The organism is Enterococcus sp. LJL51 (assembly GCF_054871795.1).
This window is the reverse complement of the sequence record NZ_JBTXLW010000020.1, coordinates 1-13715: the sequence shown is the minus strand read 5'-3', so window position 1 is coordinate 13715 and position 13715 is coordinate 1. Positions and strand designations below refer to the sequence as shown.

The following is a 13715-nucleotide window of genomic DNA, read 5'->3' as shown; positions in this document are numbered from 1 at the left end:
GTTTCCATTATAACGCAAAAATATTTCAATGAACATTTTTTCGTTTTTTTATTTTCGGTAGACTGTGTTATCATAGTATTATGATAACATTGATTTATCAATATTTGGGAATAGATGGAGGGGGTTCCTGATGGGTGAAGAAAACGAAATAAGCTATTTCAAGAGCGGACTGGCTTTAGGAGCTGGTTTAGGGGTCATCAGCGGTGTCCTGTCTACCTTATGGTATCAAAAGCAACGCACGCTGGATGCAGATCTTGTACTGGAAAATGTAAAGGACGCTTTTTTGAAAGAGGGACCAATTGAAGGCTCCTGGATTGAGTTTGAGAAAAAACCACTGAGAAAGTTTGCGATTCATTCCAAAACATACAACGGCGGTGTTTCCCGTGTAGAAGACGGCACACTTGTTCAGTATGCTTTTGTTGCGGATGCACAAACTGGTACAGTAATCGAGGTTACTCGTTTATAAAAACAAAAAAAGATGAGGTGGTATGCTGCTGCACACTTCATCTTTTTGTTTTAGCCAAAAAAGCAGCAATTCCAAGGAGGCGTACTTGATGAAAAAGCTTTATATTAAACAGAAAGTGTTTAGTTTAGGCGGACATTACACCGTAAAAGACAGCCGTGAGCAGGATCAGTATATCGTAGAGGGGAGCTTTCTTTCTGTTCCCAAAACCTTCACTATTTTGGATATGAACGGACAGACTGTGGGTACGATTACTAAGAAGGTCTTTAGCCTGCTGCCAAAATTCTTTGTAGAAATCGACGGAGAAGAGGCTCTAGTTATTGAAAAAGAGTTTACACTCTTTAAATCCCGCTACCATATCTCCGCAAAAGATTTGGAAATTCAAGGTGACTGGTGGAATAAAAATTTTGAGATTTTAAAAAACGGCAGCCGCATCGGCAGTGTTTCTGAAAAATGGTTCAGCTGGGGGGACTCCTTTGAAATAGATATTTTCGATGACGAATTAGAACACACAATTATTTCCTTAGTCATCGCCATTGACTTCGTCAAACAGCAGGAAAGTGCAGCATCCAGCTCTAACAATACCTCAAATTAAGCGTAGAAACCGCTACCTCTCCGCTACTTGTAGTTTTTTCTAAGGAAGCAGCAAAGCTCTTCAGACGCATTTTTCCATTAGAGTGTGTATACTAAAAATCAGAGTTTGACTTACCACACAGTACAGATGATTTTTAGTCAGGAGGATACGATGAATATTTTAGTTGTAGGAGGAGCTGGTTATGTAGGCTCTCATATTGTTAAACAGCTTATAGAAGCTGATCATAAAGTAGTTGCTCTGGACAATCTGCAGACTGGACATCAAGCCGCTGTCCATAAGGCTGCTGCTTTTATCAAGGGAGATGTCCGTGACAAAGCACTACTTAAAATGATTTTTTCCGACACGTCCTTTGATATGGTTTTCCATACAGCTGCTAGTGCTTCTGTCAGTGAATCTATAGAAAAACCGTTAGTATATTTTGATAATAACGTCGGCGGTCTGCTCGCTCTTCTAGAGACAATGAATCAGTTCTCTGTAAAGAATTTGATTTTTTCTTCTACTGCCGCTGTTTATGGGGACGTTTCTGAAGGACCAATCACTGAAGAAACTGAGGTTAGACCTAAAAATCCATACGGTGAAAGCAAGCATATGATGGAAACTATTCTTCAATGGTGCCATTCAGCTTATGATTTAAACTACGTGATTTTACGTTACTTTAACGTAGCCGGCGCTGATTTAGCAGGTGAAATCGGAGAAGACCATCGCCCGGAAACACATTTAATTCCAGTAGTTCTTGAAGTACCACTAGGAACGCGGGAAGGAATTACTATTCTTGGTTCAGACTATCCGACAAAAGATGGAACGACAGTACGAGATTATATCCATGTTACAGATTTGTCTAATGCACACTTAGCCGCTATGCAGTACTTACTTGAGGGTAATGAAAGTACTCTATTCAATGTTGGCAGTGCTACTGGATTTTCCACCTTGGAAATTATTCGTAAAGTGGAGGAATATACGGGAACAACTATTCCGATTACTTATGGAGAGCGGCGATCAGGGGACGCACATTCACTTGTTGCCTCCAGTAAAAAAATTCAAGATTTGTTAGGCTGGCAGCCTAAATATACAGATTTGGACACTATCATCCGCACTGCCTGGAATTGGCATAAAAATCATCCAAATGGCTACGAGGACTGACTGAGGATAAATAGGAAAAATGTTCTCAAGAGAATGGCTGTTGCGTTTGAACGCTTTAGCTGGCTAACATTCTACCCGCAGAAATAAATAGGGACGATGACAGAAGCTTGCACCTCTTGTCATCATCCCTGAAAACTGGGCTAACCAACGTTGCTTGATTCCTTGGTCTAATTTGTGCTGAAACGCTGTCAGTGACTGCGGTGTTTTTTATTCAGCAAGTTAAGCAGCTAAGTATTCCGGCATAGGTCTATTTACTACTTGTTTTTCGAAACCCGCCAACCATTTGACTGATTGTCTCATAAACCTTTTGATCGTACGCTTCGGCCTTATTCGTTGAATAGTTCAAAGCCAGCTCATTTAATGCACCTGAAATTGCATATGTCATTAGTTTTGTCTCTGTATTTTCCTTCAGGTATCCTTCTTCCTTAAGCTCATCAAGATGCTTTTGCAGAACGCCCATCGAGTTTTCCTGATCTGCCTTTCTCCAAGCCTCCCAGCCAACTACGACTGGTGCATCCGTCAGTAAAATGCGACGGCTTTCCTTTGTGTTCGCTCCTTTAACAAAGCCCACACTTCCCAAAATCAACTGTTCCCAGAGATCAGTGCTGTTCATGGCTTCTTCTTCGATTTGGCGAGCCACATCTGCCTGAACCTTATCCAAAACTGCCAGAAAAAGCCCCTTTTTATTCTTAAAATGATGATAGACTGCGCCTCTAGTTACATTGCCTTCTTCAGCAATCTCTTCAAGAGATGCATCATAGTATCCCTGATCTGTAAAATGCTTTCGCGCAATCTTCAGCAGACTGGCAATTGTTTTCTGCTTTGCTTCTTCTTTTTTCATCTATTCAGCCCTCTCAACTAGCTCGTTATTACTTTACTGAGTCTGGGACATAAACAAAATCCCAGACTTTTGACATCCCTAAAACCGAATAAACGGCATTCCAAAAGCAGCTTTTCTCGGAAATAAGCCGAATAATCTCAAAAATATGAGAAGCTCCAGGTAGGTATCAATCAACAGTCACTCGGTTCCCTCGTAGTGTTTCTTGACAATTTTCGGATTATTCTTCTTATTGCTGTGAAACACAGTGAGGGACGAGCTGATGTTAAACAGTACCTACTTGGTTCTCGGAGTTGAACACTTTTGTCACAACCTCAGTCAAACCGCTTATTTATTTTTGATTTCTCATCCCATGCTTAATAATCCAGTCCTGAGCTTTACTGCCCGGCGTCTTCTTCCACTCCTCGATAATGTATTCGGCTTTTTCGGGTGCTTCCCGGTATAAATCATTTAAATTATTACCTACACTCTTTTGTACAAACTTTTCGTCATCATCCTTTAGATTGGTAAGCAGCACAACATACTGGTTAAATTCCTCCAGTGCAGTATACAGCTTGGGCGACCACGGCAGACGAATTCTAACGCCCTCGCTTGCCAGTCTCCGCACATGAACATTGTCTTCTTTCGTCCAGATAATCAGCTCCTCCAGCACCTCTGCCGGGTGCTCCTGCAATAGAGGACGAATCGCATACTCGCCGGTAAACCGTTTGGTTAATTCCTTCAAAAAAGCTAAAGAGACCTGCCAATCCTGATTGCCGTTGCGCTCAACATACCTGCCCACCGGCCATAACCACCAGCCAAAAGTAAACATGCCCTCTGACTTAGTTAGCTCAGGTCCCAGCATACCATAGAACGCTGAAATATTTTTTGTATAGTCGTTTCCTAAATGTCTTTCCATCCCATCCACAATGGCATCAAACCGTTCAAACAGCGTTTTGTCCTCCAACTGTCCAAGCAGCTCGTTAGAAAAGGCAGTCCCATCAAAATCTTGAATAACAGAAGATAGCTTTGATGAAAAATCTAAAATATACTGATCATTATAATGGTCTTTGTGCTTCATCTTTCTTTTCACCTCCACTTATTTATGTCTGTACTTATTACATTCATAATAACATACATCCTGTATGTACGTCTATAAAGCTATAGCTATTACAATAAACGCCTGATAACTTAATCGATTCCTGCCAGCTGCTTTTATTGGCTAGACTATTTTCCCCATTTCCACGCAAAAAACAGAAGCTCTTTAGCATTTTGCTACTTCACTTCTGTTAAGTATTTCATTTTAATCCATCTGTTCTACGCACCTGATAAACCCGTAGCAACGGTTACTTTTCACTTTGAAAACGGGCCTCAACCCGATAAATCGGCTGTCCTTTAGCAGAAAATTTTTCTTCATATTCTGTCATGATATTTCCTTCATAGGAGCTGTCATGTAAATCCAGCCAAACCTGTTCAAGCACCATACCGTATTTAGAGAAGCTGCTCAAAGAATACTCAAACAATCCGCGGTTATCTGTTTTGAAATGAATTTCTCCATTCGGCTTCAAGATTGTTTCATCCACCGTGAGAAAGCTTTTAGATGTTAAACGGCGCTTTTCATGACGGGATTTCGGCCATGGATCAGAAAAATTCAGGTAAATCTGATCTACTTCATTTTCAGCAAAATACTGCGTCAGCTCCTCACCGTTTACATGAAGCAGCTGTAGATTGGGAAGTTCCTCCTCTAATGCCTTTTCCAACGCAATAGAAAGCACGCTAACCTGCATTTCAATCCCTATATAATTAATTTCCGGATGGGCTTTTGCCATTCCCATGACAAACTGACCTTTGCCTGTGCCTATTTCTATATGAATGGGGTGATTATTTCCAAATCGTTTCTGCCATTTCCCTTGCCATTGTTCTGGTCCCGCAACTACATATTCTGGATGAGCAGCCAGCAGTTCCGCTGCCCCTGGTCTTTTTCTTACACGCATTCGTTTTTTCCTCGCTTATTTTATCTTTTTCTCATTAAAAGAGACTGAGGTATTTCACCCAGCCTCACAGTTCTATTCATTTATACTTGCTTTTTATAAGAATGTCAACCCGGGAAAAATAGGAACTATCTGAAGACAGCCGCCGTAGACAGTCCTGCTTTTCAAGGTTATTCTCTAGCGATTTGTTCCTTGTTCGACAGCTTCCAGATATTTCTTATGAAGCTGCTTCGTGATTTCTCCCGGCTTGCCGCTGCCGATAAGCTGATCTTCAATTTTTACCACTGGAACCACTTCAATAAGCGATCCGGAGATAAAGCATTCGTCCGCTGCCAATAGCTCTGTTTCGTTAAAAGCTTCTTCCTTTACAGGAATTTTCAGCTCTTGCGCCACGTTTAACAGCTTCATTTTCGTAATGCCAGGCAAAATCAATGCCCCATCCGGATGTGTGTAGACAGTCCCATCCTTAATCATCCAGAAATTAGCAGCTGAAGCTTCTGTAACCTTGCCGTCACGGATTTGTACCGCGTCATCGAAGCCTCTGCTCCGTGCTTCATCCAGCGCCAGAACATTGCCCAACAGACTGAGTGATTTAATGTCACAATGCAGCCAGCGGGTGTCCTGAACGATACCACAGCTAATGCCCTTACTTTGTTTTTCAATCGGGCGTGCAAATGGAATGATATTAGCAGTCAACACACCCTGTACTTTTTTAGGATCAGGTAGAGCATGGTTGCGGGGCGAATCAATGCCGCGGGTAACCTGCAGATACAGCTTTCCCTCTTGTATTTTTTCAACTTCTGTCAGTTTCTTTAGACGATCGGTTAGTTCGTCTCTTGAAAAAGGCAAAACTAGCTTGATTTTTTCTGCCCCGGCCCAAAGACGGTCCAAATGTTCAGTCAGCATGTAGAGCTGGCCATTGTACACACGAATAACTTCATACAGACCATCGCCATACTGATAGCCGCGGTCCTCCATATCAATTTGAACCTCTTCCCGTTCGACAATCTGATCCTTCCATAAAACCTTCATACAGTTATCCCTCCATTTTCTTCAAACGCTGTGGTGCATAGAGTTTTGTAAAAATAACTATTTCAGCTATTAAGACGCCCACTACAATTAGTGCCTCTTGCTTATTCGGCAGAACCACTAAAACAAGAATACTAAAAACAACGGCTGCTACTGATAAAATGACTGTTAGTAAAAAGCTAACTGCCTGTTTCTTCTGCTTTATAGAAACCGGATAAAGATGGGTCATGACCATATAGTCAAACTGTGAATAGATGGGGATTAGCTGAAAACCCATTAAATAGATAAAAATCGCTGCAATTCCCAAGGACATCAAGAATTCATTGGAGAAGTACAGGATAATCCCGCCCACGCCCAGCAGTCTGAGAAATAACCCGCTATATTCCGAACCTCTTACGAAGCTGCGGGTATATAAATAGAGATAGGTATTTTTAGTGGTCTGCTTAATTTGTTTCAATAGAGGATCAAGCAGCTTCCTACGCTTGATGCTCCCGGTAATTTCCGGTACATCTGTAAACAGATGAATAAATCGGTAAATCCGGTGAAGCCGGTTGTTTTCTTTTCGAATCATTTTTTCCCAATCCAGAGATACACCCTGCAGCTTCTGAGCAAGCAGCACTGAAAAGAGCCCAAATATTCCGGCTGCAGCGCCTAATCCGATAAGCGGCTGGATATATAAGCTGGCCACAATCGCTCCCGCACTGGCGCCTAGCCAGATTAACAGCCAAAGGCGGCTTTCATTGGTACCCACTTGATACAAATCATATTCCTGCCATTTCAGATGACTAAGCTTCAAAAGCAACAGCATAATCAGATAAAAAATAAAAGAACTGAAGGGCTGACCCGTCGCCACAACTACAAAAGGCATCGTTATTCCACCCAGCAATAGACAACATGCAGCAGGAAGAATAAAGGAATGCCGCAGCGCCCGTTGCAGATAGCCTTTCATTTCAGCTTCCTTCGGCAGGATAAACACCTTATCTGCTTCCTGAGTCAAGGTTGCCAGTTGACCAATCCACAACACAGCTAGCCACATTAGTAAAATCAGTGGTTTGCCCCAGCTGAATTCCTCCGGTAAATTTTTCAAAATTTCTGAATAATAGAAGCCTAAACCGCCAAGCAGAAAAATACAGACTAAAACAAAGTGATCGTTAAAAACGTATTGCATATACTTCATCATTTTTTTCAAATGACGGGATAATCGCATCCGATATAAATCTGCCATGTTACCCCACCTTTTCTTCCTTAGTTAATGCAAGATAGATGTCATCTAAAGAAGAGTCCGGTAAATTAAATTCTGCTCTCAGTTCATCCATTGAGCCGATTGCCCGCACTTCTCCCTCGTGAAGCACAACAAAACGGTCGCAATATTTTTCAGCAGTCGCCAGAATATGCGTAGACATCAGAATAGCCGATCCTTGATTGCGCATTGTATCCATCAGCTCCAACAGTGCATGAATCGCCAGCGGATCCAGACCTAAAAACGGCTCATCAATGATATACAAGCTTGGCTCAATCAGAAAGGCACAGAGAACCATAACCTTCTGCTTCATGCCTTTGGAAAAATGAGCTGGAAACCATTCCAGTTTATTTTCCAGTCGGAACGTCTTCAATAGTACTTCTGCACGTCTGAAAGCCTCTTCTACAGGTATATCGTAAGCCATCGCAGTAATTTCAATGTGTTCCTTCAATGTCAGCTCTTCATATAATGAAGGCGTTTCGGGAATATAGCCGATTTTCTTTCGGTAGCTTTCCGGACTTTGACTAAGCGTTTGGTCGTCGATGGAAATTTTCCCTTTCTGCGGAGTCAGCAGACCGATGATATTTTTGATTGTCGTACTTTTCCCAGCACCATTCAGTCCAATTAGTCCAACCATTTCACCCGCTTTAACTTCGAAATTTATATCTTTTAGGACGGGAACGTGACCGTAACCGCCAGTTAAATGCTCAATTTTCAAGCTCATTTCATTGCCTCCAAATTTTTTAATGCTTTCATTATAACATCTTCCATAAAACAACAAAACCCAAGAGAGCAATAGAATACTCTATCAGGCTTTTGCTGCGAACTCACTTTAATCACTTGTTGTTGAAGCAGCTGCATAGAAAGAATCAAAAAATGAAAACCGAGCAACGAGGGCTCTTTGCAGTAAATGAAACAGAAGGGGCTGAATCGGTCATTCTCCTCTAGTATTATTAGAAAAATACTGCTTACACTAACTAAAGCTACTATATTATAGTAGGCTGCTTTATTCCAATATGGCTTCTGCCGACGCTTGCGATAGCTTATATATCGTACTTTCAGAATTAAAATAAGCGTCTACCAATTCTTTCAGTTCAATCACTGCCTTATCGGCACGTTTGCTCTGTTCCTCATTGATGGATTCAATCACCAGAACCGCAGCTTTGGTTTCTTCTGTTAACATGGTTCTCTGCGCTTCACGCCAGTTCAGACAGCGGCAGATAGCTCCTTCATCATCATAATAAATAATCTCTTCTGGTAAAGCAGGCGCATCTTTCTCAGCACCAAGAGGCAGAAAGCTTTCGCCGCCCTTCGCTTTGCCTAAATACAGGCTGCCTTCTATTTTATCTATATCTTCACCACCGCTGGGAACTCCATATTTTAAAGAGATGCTGTTATAGATGTCCACAAGCGGATTGATGGGCTGAAATTCTCTCTGCTGACTCACTCTTTTTAACAGAGCCTCAATCGATGAGCGCGCACCCTTTTTCGTTTTAAATTGACTAAACCCGTCGCGCCATTGGGCAACGACTTGGTTACTGCTAAAGTTCTCATCCCCTAAAAACTGCTCCGCTTCCTTTGCGGCCTGCTTTAACAACTTAGTAAAATAGGGAGTATTTTTTTCGTACACATGATTATCAATGTTTTTCACAACTAAAATATTGATTTGAGCTTCTGGAAAAATTTCCCAAAATGCATCTTCTACACTCACTTTTTTCATCATAAAATCCCTCCTTCCATTCATTGTATACCCTCATGATAAGCAATGCAAAACTTTGTAAAAGCCAGCTATCTTTATCTTTTCTCTTTATAGCGATAAAATTCGCTACAGTTGTTTTTACTGATTTAAAAATACTCTCTGCTAATTGTTGTACTTATTTTTTCATTATACTTGCCAGTCATCTGGATGAAGGGGCTCGGGCAGCTTGACATACCCTCGGGGATCTTTATCAAAGCCCAGTTTGCTATAATAATTCTCTGCCAGCTTTGATGCCAGCAGAACAATATGAATATCTGTTCCTACATAAGCAACTATTGCCTCCATTAATTTCCGGCCAATCCCCTGCTTCCAGTAATCTTTATGAACTCCTAACTCTGCCACATAAACGATAGAGCCAAAATCACAAAAGCCTCGGGCAAAACCAACCAGCTTTTCATCCTCCCAGGCAGTCATCAGAAAATCAACATTTTTCAACATGTTTATCAATTTTTTGCGATCATCTAGTCTTCTCTTTAGCCCTGTCTGCTGAATAATTTCCTTAAACTGTTCTACTGTTATTGGTTCATTGATTTTATATTTAACCATTGTCTTCACTCCACTTCCTTTGTTGTACCAACTAGCTTATCAATAGAGTGACTTTTAAAAAATAGACAATTTTTTTCTTTTATAGAGGACAGTTACGACAAATTTTGAACAACTTGCTTTAAGAGCTTTAATCCATGGGTCAGTTCTTCTAAAGAAAGACCACCGTATCCTAAAAGGAAAAACTGATCTCTACATACTGAAAAAGAGTATTTCGACAAAGGATAAAGACGTAAGCTGTGCTGCTGCAGCTGCTGTAAAAACACATCTGTTTCCTGCAAATTCAGTACTTCCATGACAACATGTAATCCGCCATCCGATGGTATCCAATCAATCCTACCCTCTGCCTTTAGCAAGTTCAGCTGATCTTCCAATAGATGATACTTTGCTTTGTTCGTTCCAACTGCCTTACTAATATGCCGATAATAGCTGCCGGAAGAAAGAAACTCCGCCATACCTTCTTGAATCATGTACGCCGCTCGTTCATGATCAAACTGATACAAAGTCCGGTATTCTCCTACTAGATGTCTGGGAAGCACCATATACCCGAGACGCAGAGTAGGGCTAATCGTTTTTGAAAAACTCCCCAGATAAATAACACAATCCTGTCGGTCCAAAGACTGGAGAGAGGGCAGCGGCTGTGTCGTGTAGCGAAACTCACTATCGTAATCATCTTCAATAATGTAGCCTTGACGCTCACGAATCAGCTGTAAAAGCTGCTGCCGTCTGGCTACAGACATTCGATAGCCCATAGGAAACTGATGGGAAGGCGTAACATAAACTAAATCAGCTGCCGAAAGGGCTAGTTTGCTTATTGATATTCCTTCAGATTCAACAGGGATATTCTGCAGAGGGAAGCCATTTCTGGTAAAAATATGTCCAGCTGCATAGTAGCCAGGATCTTCAATAGCTGCTTGAAAATGCCGACTTTTCCTTTTTAGCAGATTTAAAACAATATCTAGTGAATCCAAGCTGCCGCTTGTAATAACTATCTGCTCTTTGCGGCAGCGGACACCTCTCGTTCGTCCCAGCATTTTAACCAGCTCAGACCGTAGTCTGTCGTTTCCCTGCACATCCTGATAAGCTGATCGCTCATCCAGAAATTCCTGTTCCATTGCTTTTTTGACGCAACGTTTCCAGCTATTCCACGAAGCGGTATAAAAAAATGTTGTCCCATATCGAAAATCGAAATCCACTTGCTGTCTTCGTTCCAGTACTTCATTGTCTATTTCCTGTTCCCATTTTGAATCCGGCTCTGCAGGTAAAAAATAGAAACCTGATTGAGGAATATTTAGCAGCAGTCCTTCTGCAACCAGCTGATTATAGGCCTGCTCAACAGTTGTTTTAGAAATATTCAACTCTTTTGCCAGTTCACGAATAGAAGGCAGCTTTACTTGTTTTGCTTCCACCTGATATTCCTTTTTTATCTGTTCATATAATTGCTGATACATCGGTTTTGAAATCATCCGATCTAAATGATACATTTTGGGCTACCTGCTTTCCTATATTCTATGTTTCCTATTGGTTCATTCTCTGTACGAGGAGACAAGAACAGTTTAGCAGAAAAACCAGCAAAGACCAGCTTTTGCCTGCTCCTTTCCTGAAACAAACTTTACACATTCTATTCTATCTATGGTAAAGTAGGAGAAGAAAAACAATCAGGAAAGAAGGCTTATGATGGAAAATTGTATTTTTTGTAAAATTATTAATCAGGAAATTCCCAGCTATAAAATATACGAAGATGATGTAGTATATGCCTTTTTAGATATCAGCCAGGCAACGAAAGGACATACCCTAGTCGTTCCTAAAACCCACGTAACAGATATCTTTGACTACGATGCTGCTTTAGCTTCTGATATTTTTGCCCGCATCCCCAAAATTGCTAAAGCGCTTGAACAGGCTTTTCCCGAAATGGAAGGCTTGAATATCATTAACAATAATAAAGAGCTGGCCTATCAGTCTGTCTTCCATTCCCATATCCATCTAATCCCAAGATACAGCAAACAGGACGGCTTCTCTATGCATTTTGAAAATAACCAAGAGAAATACACTGCTGAAGAGATGCAGAATACAGCAGCACAAATTGCAAAGCAGGTGACTAACGGATGAAGGGTTTTCTAAAAGGACTAATTTTCGGCTCTGTAGTCGGAGGAATCGGCGGCCTATTGCTTGCCCCAAGAAGCGGAAAAGAAACGCAGGAAAAAATTATTGATGAGCTGGATGATTGGAAATACTTAACAGAGGATTTCAATCATAAACTGGAAGGATTCAAATCAGCCTTGACTGACTTTCAGGTAACAACCGAAACAGTTATTCCTCCCTTTGTAGAGGGATTAAACAGGGACATCGAAAATTTCAAATTTCAGGCAGAACCACGGATTGAACAGTTGCAGGAGCAGCTGGAGAAAATTCAAAGCGAGCTTCCTGAAATGCCGGAAACCGAACTAAAACAAAACGTGAAATAGTTCTGGAGAAGAGCGAAACTAAACGGCCAAACGGTTTTGTTTCGCTCTTTAATTCTGAAAAACTAACAGATAGCCGCAAACGCAGCCTAGTTCTCAAAACTAAGCTCTCTTATTTCGTTCTTACCTTATACTCTGAATAGCAGCACTTCAAATAGCTCCTCCCTTATTCAAAAAAATCAGTGCAGGACATTCTAAGGACTTCAAATAAATTCTCCTTCTACACATTCAATCTGCCGCAAAAAAACTTCTAAAAACGAATATCTTCCAACAACGTCTTTCTCTTCTTTTAGATATTTATAATCGCTCAAAAGGATGATAAATATTACTAAAAAATCAAAAATTTCATAACAATTCACATCTTTCTTAAATTGTGTCCAAAATTTGAAAATTGTTCGAAAGTATCAAATCACTATTTCTTTTATAGGAAAGATTGTGGTATAGTAGTAAACGTGAGAAATTCTTTTCTACATAATAAAAAATACAAATCAACTATTAGGAGTGCTAAATTAATGAAGAAAAAACTAATTCTAGCTGCTGCAGGTATGTTTTCTGTCTTTGCATTAGCTGCTTGTTCAAACAGTTCTGAAAAAATCGCAACAATGAAAGGTTCTACAATCACTGTAGAAGATTTCTATGACCGTATCAAGAGTGACAGTACAAGTCAACAAACAGTTGCTGAAATGATTATCTTTAAAGTCTTTGAAGATAAATACGGCGATAAGGTTAAAAGCAAGGATGTTGATGAAAAATACAACGAAGCAAAAGAGTCTGCTGAATCTCAAGGAACCAATCTTGAAGATTACTTGAAACAAAACGGCTTTACTGTAGAATCTTATAAAGCACGTATCAAACAAAGTCTTGCTTACCAAAAAGGGATTGAAGCAAACATCGATATCACAGATGAAGATGTGAAAACAGCTTGGGAAAGCTTCCACCCTGAAGTAGAAGCACAAATTATTCAAGTTGCTACTGAAGATGAAGCAAAAGAAATCAAAAAACAATTAGATGACGGCGGCGACTTCACAAAGATTGCTAAAGAAAAATCTACTGATACAACAACAAAAGAAGATGGCGGAAAAGTTAAATTTGATTCAACATCAACAACTGTTCCAGTTGCTGTTCAAACTGAAGCCTTCACTCTGAAAAACGGTGAAGTCAGCGAGCCAATCCCAGCAACTGACAGTACTGGCTATCAAACAACTTACTATTTAGTAAAAATGACAAAAACTTCTGCTAAAGGCAACGATATGAAGCCTTATGAGAAACAGCTGAAAGAAATTGCTGAAACAGCAAAAGCTTCTGATCAGACATTTACTGCTAAAGTAATCAGTGATGAACTGAAAGCTGCTAACGTGAAAATTAAAGATGACGCCTTCAAAGACGTCTTAGCTCAATATATCCAAACAGAAGAAAGCTCAACTGACAGCACATCTGCTGACGATAAGACTGAAAGCTCTTCAAGTAAAAAAGAATCTGCTTCAACTGATTCTTCTGAAACAGAAGAAAGCTCAACAGAGGACTCTTCTAAATAATGACATAAAAAAATGGGAGTGGGACAATAGTCAGAAGAAAATCTGATTATTGTCCTACTTTTTTGATTTTAGGGTACACAAAAAGCACGCAACCGTGTAAGATTAAAGTGACTAAACCAAATCAAAAGGAGCGTGCTTTTA

At 40.5% G+C, this 13715-nt stretch carries 15 protein-coding genes; 6 read left to right on the top strand and 9 right to left on the bottom strand.

What is annotated here, in order from left to right:
• Positions 1-130: 130 nt before the first annotated feature.
• From ACYSNQ_RS15395 to galE, 3 genes are all read left to right on the top strand, one after another.
• On the top strand, positions 131-466 hold the full coding sequence (locus ACYSNQ_RS15395) for a peptidase (protein WP_426084470.1): 336 nt from the start codon (positions 131-133) through the stop codon (positions 464-466).
• Between the two features lie 88 nt (positions 467-554).
• Positions 555-1058: an LURP-one-related/scramblase family protein gene (locus tag ACYSNQ_RS15390; protein WP_426084469.1), complete on the top strand. Its 504-nt coding sequence runs from the start codon at positions 555-557 to the stop codon at positions 1056-1058.
• Positions 1059-1208: 150 nt separating this feature from the next.
• Entirely contained in the window at positions 1209-2198 is a 990-nt protein-coding gene (gene galE, locus ACYSNQ_RS15385; RefSeq protein WP_426084468.1) for a UDP-glucose 4-epimerase GalE, read from the top strand.
• A 247-nt stretch (positions 2199-2445) separates the two neighbouring features.
• On the opposite strand, the gene ACYSNQ_RS15380 is transcribed toward galE, so the two are convergent.
• From ACYSNQ_RS15380 to pdxR, 9 genes are all read right to left on the bottom strand, one after another.
• Entirely contained in the window at positions 2446-3039 is a 594-nt protein-coding gene (locus ACYSNQ_RS15380; protein WP_426084467.1) for a TetR/AcrR family transcriptional regulator, read from the bottom strand.
• A 328-nt stretch (positions 3040-3367) separates the two neighbouring features.
• Complete coding sequence (locus ACYSNQ_RS15375) at positions 3368-4096, bottom strand: DNA alkylation repair protein (protein WP_426084466.1); 729 nt, start codon at positions 4094-4096, stop codon at positions 3368-3370.
• 265 nt (positions 4097-4361) lie between these two features.
• Entirely contained in the window at positions 4362-5009 is a 648-nt protein-coding gene (trmB, locus tag ACYSNQ_RS15370) for a tRNA (guanosine(46)-N7)-methyltransferase TrmB (RefSeq protein ID WP_426084465.1), read from the bottom strand.
• Positions 5010-5183: 174 nt separating this feature from the next.
• Positions 5184-6038, bottom strand: a complete 855-nt coding sequence (dat, locus tag ACYSNQ_RS15365) for a D-amino-acid transaminase (RefSeq protein WP_426084464.1) — start codon at positions 6036-6038, stop codon at positions 5184-5186.
• 4 nt (positions 6039-6042) lie between these two features.
• A complete protein-coding gene (locus ACYSNQ_RS15360) occupies positions 6043-7260 on the bottom strand; it encodes an ABC transporter permease (protein WP_426084463.1) in 1218 nt (405 codons plus the stop codon).
• A gap of 1 nt (position 7261) precedes the next feature.
• Positions 7262-7999 (bottom strand): ABC transporter ATP-binding protein, encoded by a 738-nt coding sequence (locus tag ACYSNQ_RS15355; RefSeq protein WP_426084462.1) that lies wholly within the window; start codon positions 7997-7999, stop codon positions 7262-7264.
• 282 nt (positions 8000-8281) lie between these two features.
• On the bottom strand, positions 8282-8995 hold the full coding sequence (locus ACYSNQ_RS15350; protein ID WP_426084522.1) for a B3/B4 domain-containing protein: 714 nt from the start codon (positions 8993-8995) through the stop codon (positions 8282-8284).
• Positions 8996-9160: 165 nt separating this feature from the next.
• Positions 9161-9580, bottom strand: coding sequence for a GNAT family N-acetyltransferase (locus tag ACYSNQ_RS15345; protein WP_426084461.1), 420 nt, complete (start codon positions 9578-9580; stop codon positions 9161-9163).
• A gap of 92 nt (positions 9581-9672) precedes the next feature.
• A complete protein-coding gene (gene pdxR, locus ACYSNQ_RS15340) occupies positions 9673-11061 on the bottom strand; it encodes a MocR-like pyridoxine biosynthesis transcription factor PdxR (protein ID WP_426084460.1) in 1389 nt (462 codons plus the stop codon).
• Positions 11062-11254: 193 nt separating this feature from the next.
• Between pdxR and ACYSNQ_RS15335 the strand changes: the two genes are divergently transcribed.
• The 3 genes from ACYSNQ_RS15335 to ACYSNQ_RS15325 all read left to right on the top strand — a co-directional run bounded on the left by ACYSNQ_RS15335 (position 11255) and on the right by ACYSNQ_RS15325 (position 13574).
• Positions 11255-11686, top strand: a complete 432-nt coding sequence (locus ACYSNQ_RS15335; RefSeq protein WP_426084521.1) for an HIT family protein — start codon at positions 11255-11257, stop codon at positions 11684-11686.
• On the top strand, positions 11683-12042 hold the full coding sequence (locus ACYSNQ_RS15330) for a YtxH domain-containing protein (protein WP_426084459.1): 360 nt from the start codon (positions 11683-11685) through the stop codon (positions 12040-12042). The genes ACYSNQ_RS15335 and ACYSNQ_RS15330 overlap by 4 nt, the downstream gene beginning before the upstream one ends.
• Before the next feature lie 509 nt (positions 12043-12551).
• On the top strand, positions 12552-13574 hold the full coding sequence (locus ACYSNQ_RS15325) for a peptidylprolyl isomerase (RefSeq protein ID WP_426084458.1): 1023 nt from the start codon (positions 12552-12554) through the stop codon (positions 13572-13574).
• Positions 13575-13715 lie beyond the last annotated feature (141 nt).

Bases quoted from the DNA above. Each gene is read 5' to 3' on its own strand.
- galE (WP_426084468.1), top strand. From the start codon at position 1,209: ATGAATATTTTAGTTGTAGGAGGAGCTGGTTATGTAGGCTCTCATATT.
- ACYSNQ_RS15345 (WP_426084461.1), bottom strand. From the start codon at position 9,580: ATGGTTAAATATAAAATCAATGAACCAATAACAGTAGAACAGTTTAAG.
- ACYSNQ_RS15390 (WP_426084469.1), top strand. From the start codon at position 555: ATGAAAAAGCTTTATATTAAACAGAAAGTGTTTAGTTTAGGCGGACAT.
- ACYSNQ_RS15355 (WP_426084462.1), bottom strand. From the start codon at position 7,999: ATGAGCTTGAAAATTGAGCATTTAACTGGCGGTTACGGTCACGTTCCC.
- ACYSNQ_RS15330 (WP_426084459.1), top strand. From the start codon at position 11,683: ATGAAGGGTTTTCTAAAAGGACTAATTTTCGGCTCTGTAGTCGGAGGA.
- dat (WP_426084464.1), bottom strand. From the start codon at position 6,038: ATGAAGGTTTTATGGAAGGATCAGATTGTCGAACGGGAAGAGGTTCAA.
- pdxR (WP_426084460.1), bottom strand. From the start codon at position 11,061: ATGTATCATTTAGATCGGATGATTTCAAAACCGATGTATCAGCAATTA.
- ACYSNQ_RS15335 (WP_426084521.1), top strand. From the start codon at position 11,255: ATGGAAAATTGTATTTTTTGTAAAATTATTAATCAGGAAATTCCCAGC.
- ACYSNQ_RS15395 (WP_426084470.1), top strand. From the start codon at position 131: ATGGGTGAAGAAAACGAAATAAGCTATTTCAAGAGCGGACTGGCTTTA.
- ACYSNQ_RS15380 (WP_426084467.1), bottom strand. From the start codon at position 3,039: ATGAAAAAAGAAGAAGCAAAGCAGAAAACAATTGCCAGTCTGCTGAAG.
- trmB (WP_426084465.1), bottom strand. From the start codon at position 5,009: ATGCGTGTAAGAAAAAGACCAGGGGCAGCGGAACTGCTGGCTGCTCAT.
- ACYSNQ_RS15375 (WP_426084466.1), bottom strand. From the start codon at position 4,096: ATGAAGCACAAAGACCATTATAATGATCAGTATATTTTAGATTTTTCA.
- ACYSNQ_RS15325 (WP_426084458.1), top strand. From the start codon at position 12,552: ATGAAGAAAAAACTAATTCTAGCTGCTGCAGGTATGTTTTCTGTCTTT.
- ACYSNQ_RS15350 (WP_426084522.1), bottom strand. From the start codon at position 8,995: ATGAAAAAAGTGAGTGTAGAAGATGCATTTTGGGAAATTTTTCCAGAA.
- ACYSNQ_RS15360 (WP_426084463.1), bottom strand. From the start codon at position 7,260: ATGGCAGATTTATATCGGATGCGATTATCCCGTCATTTGAAAAAAATG.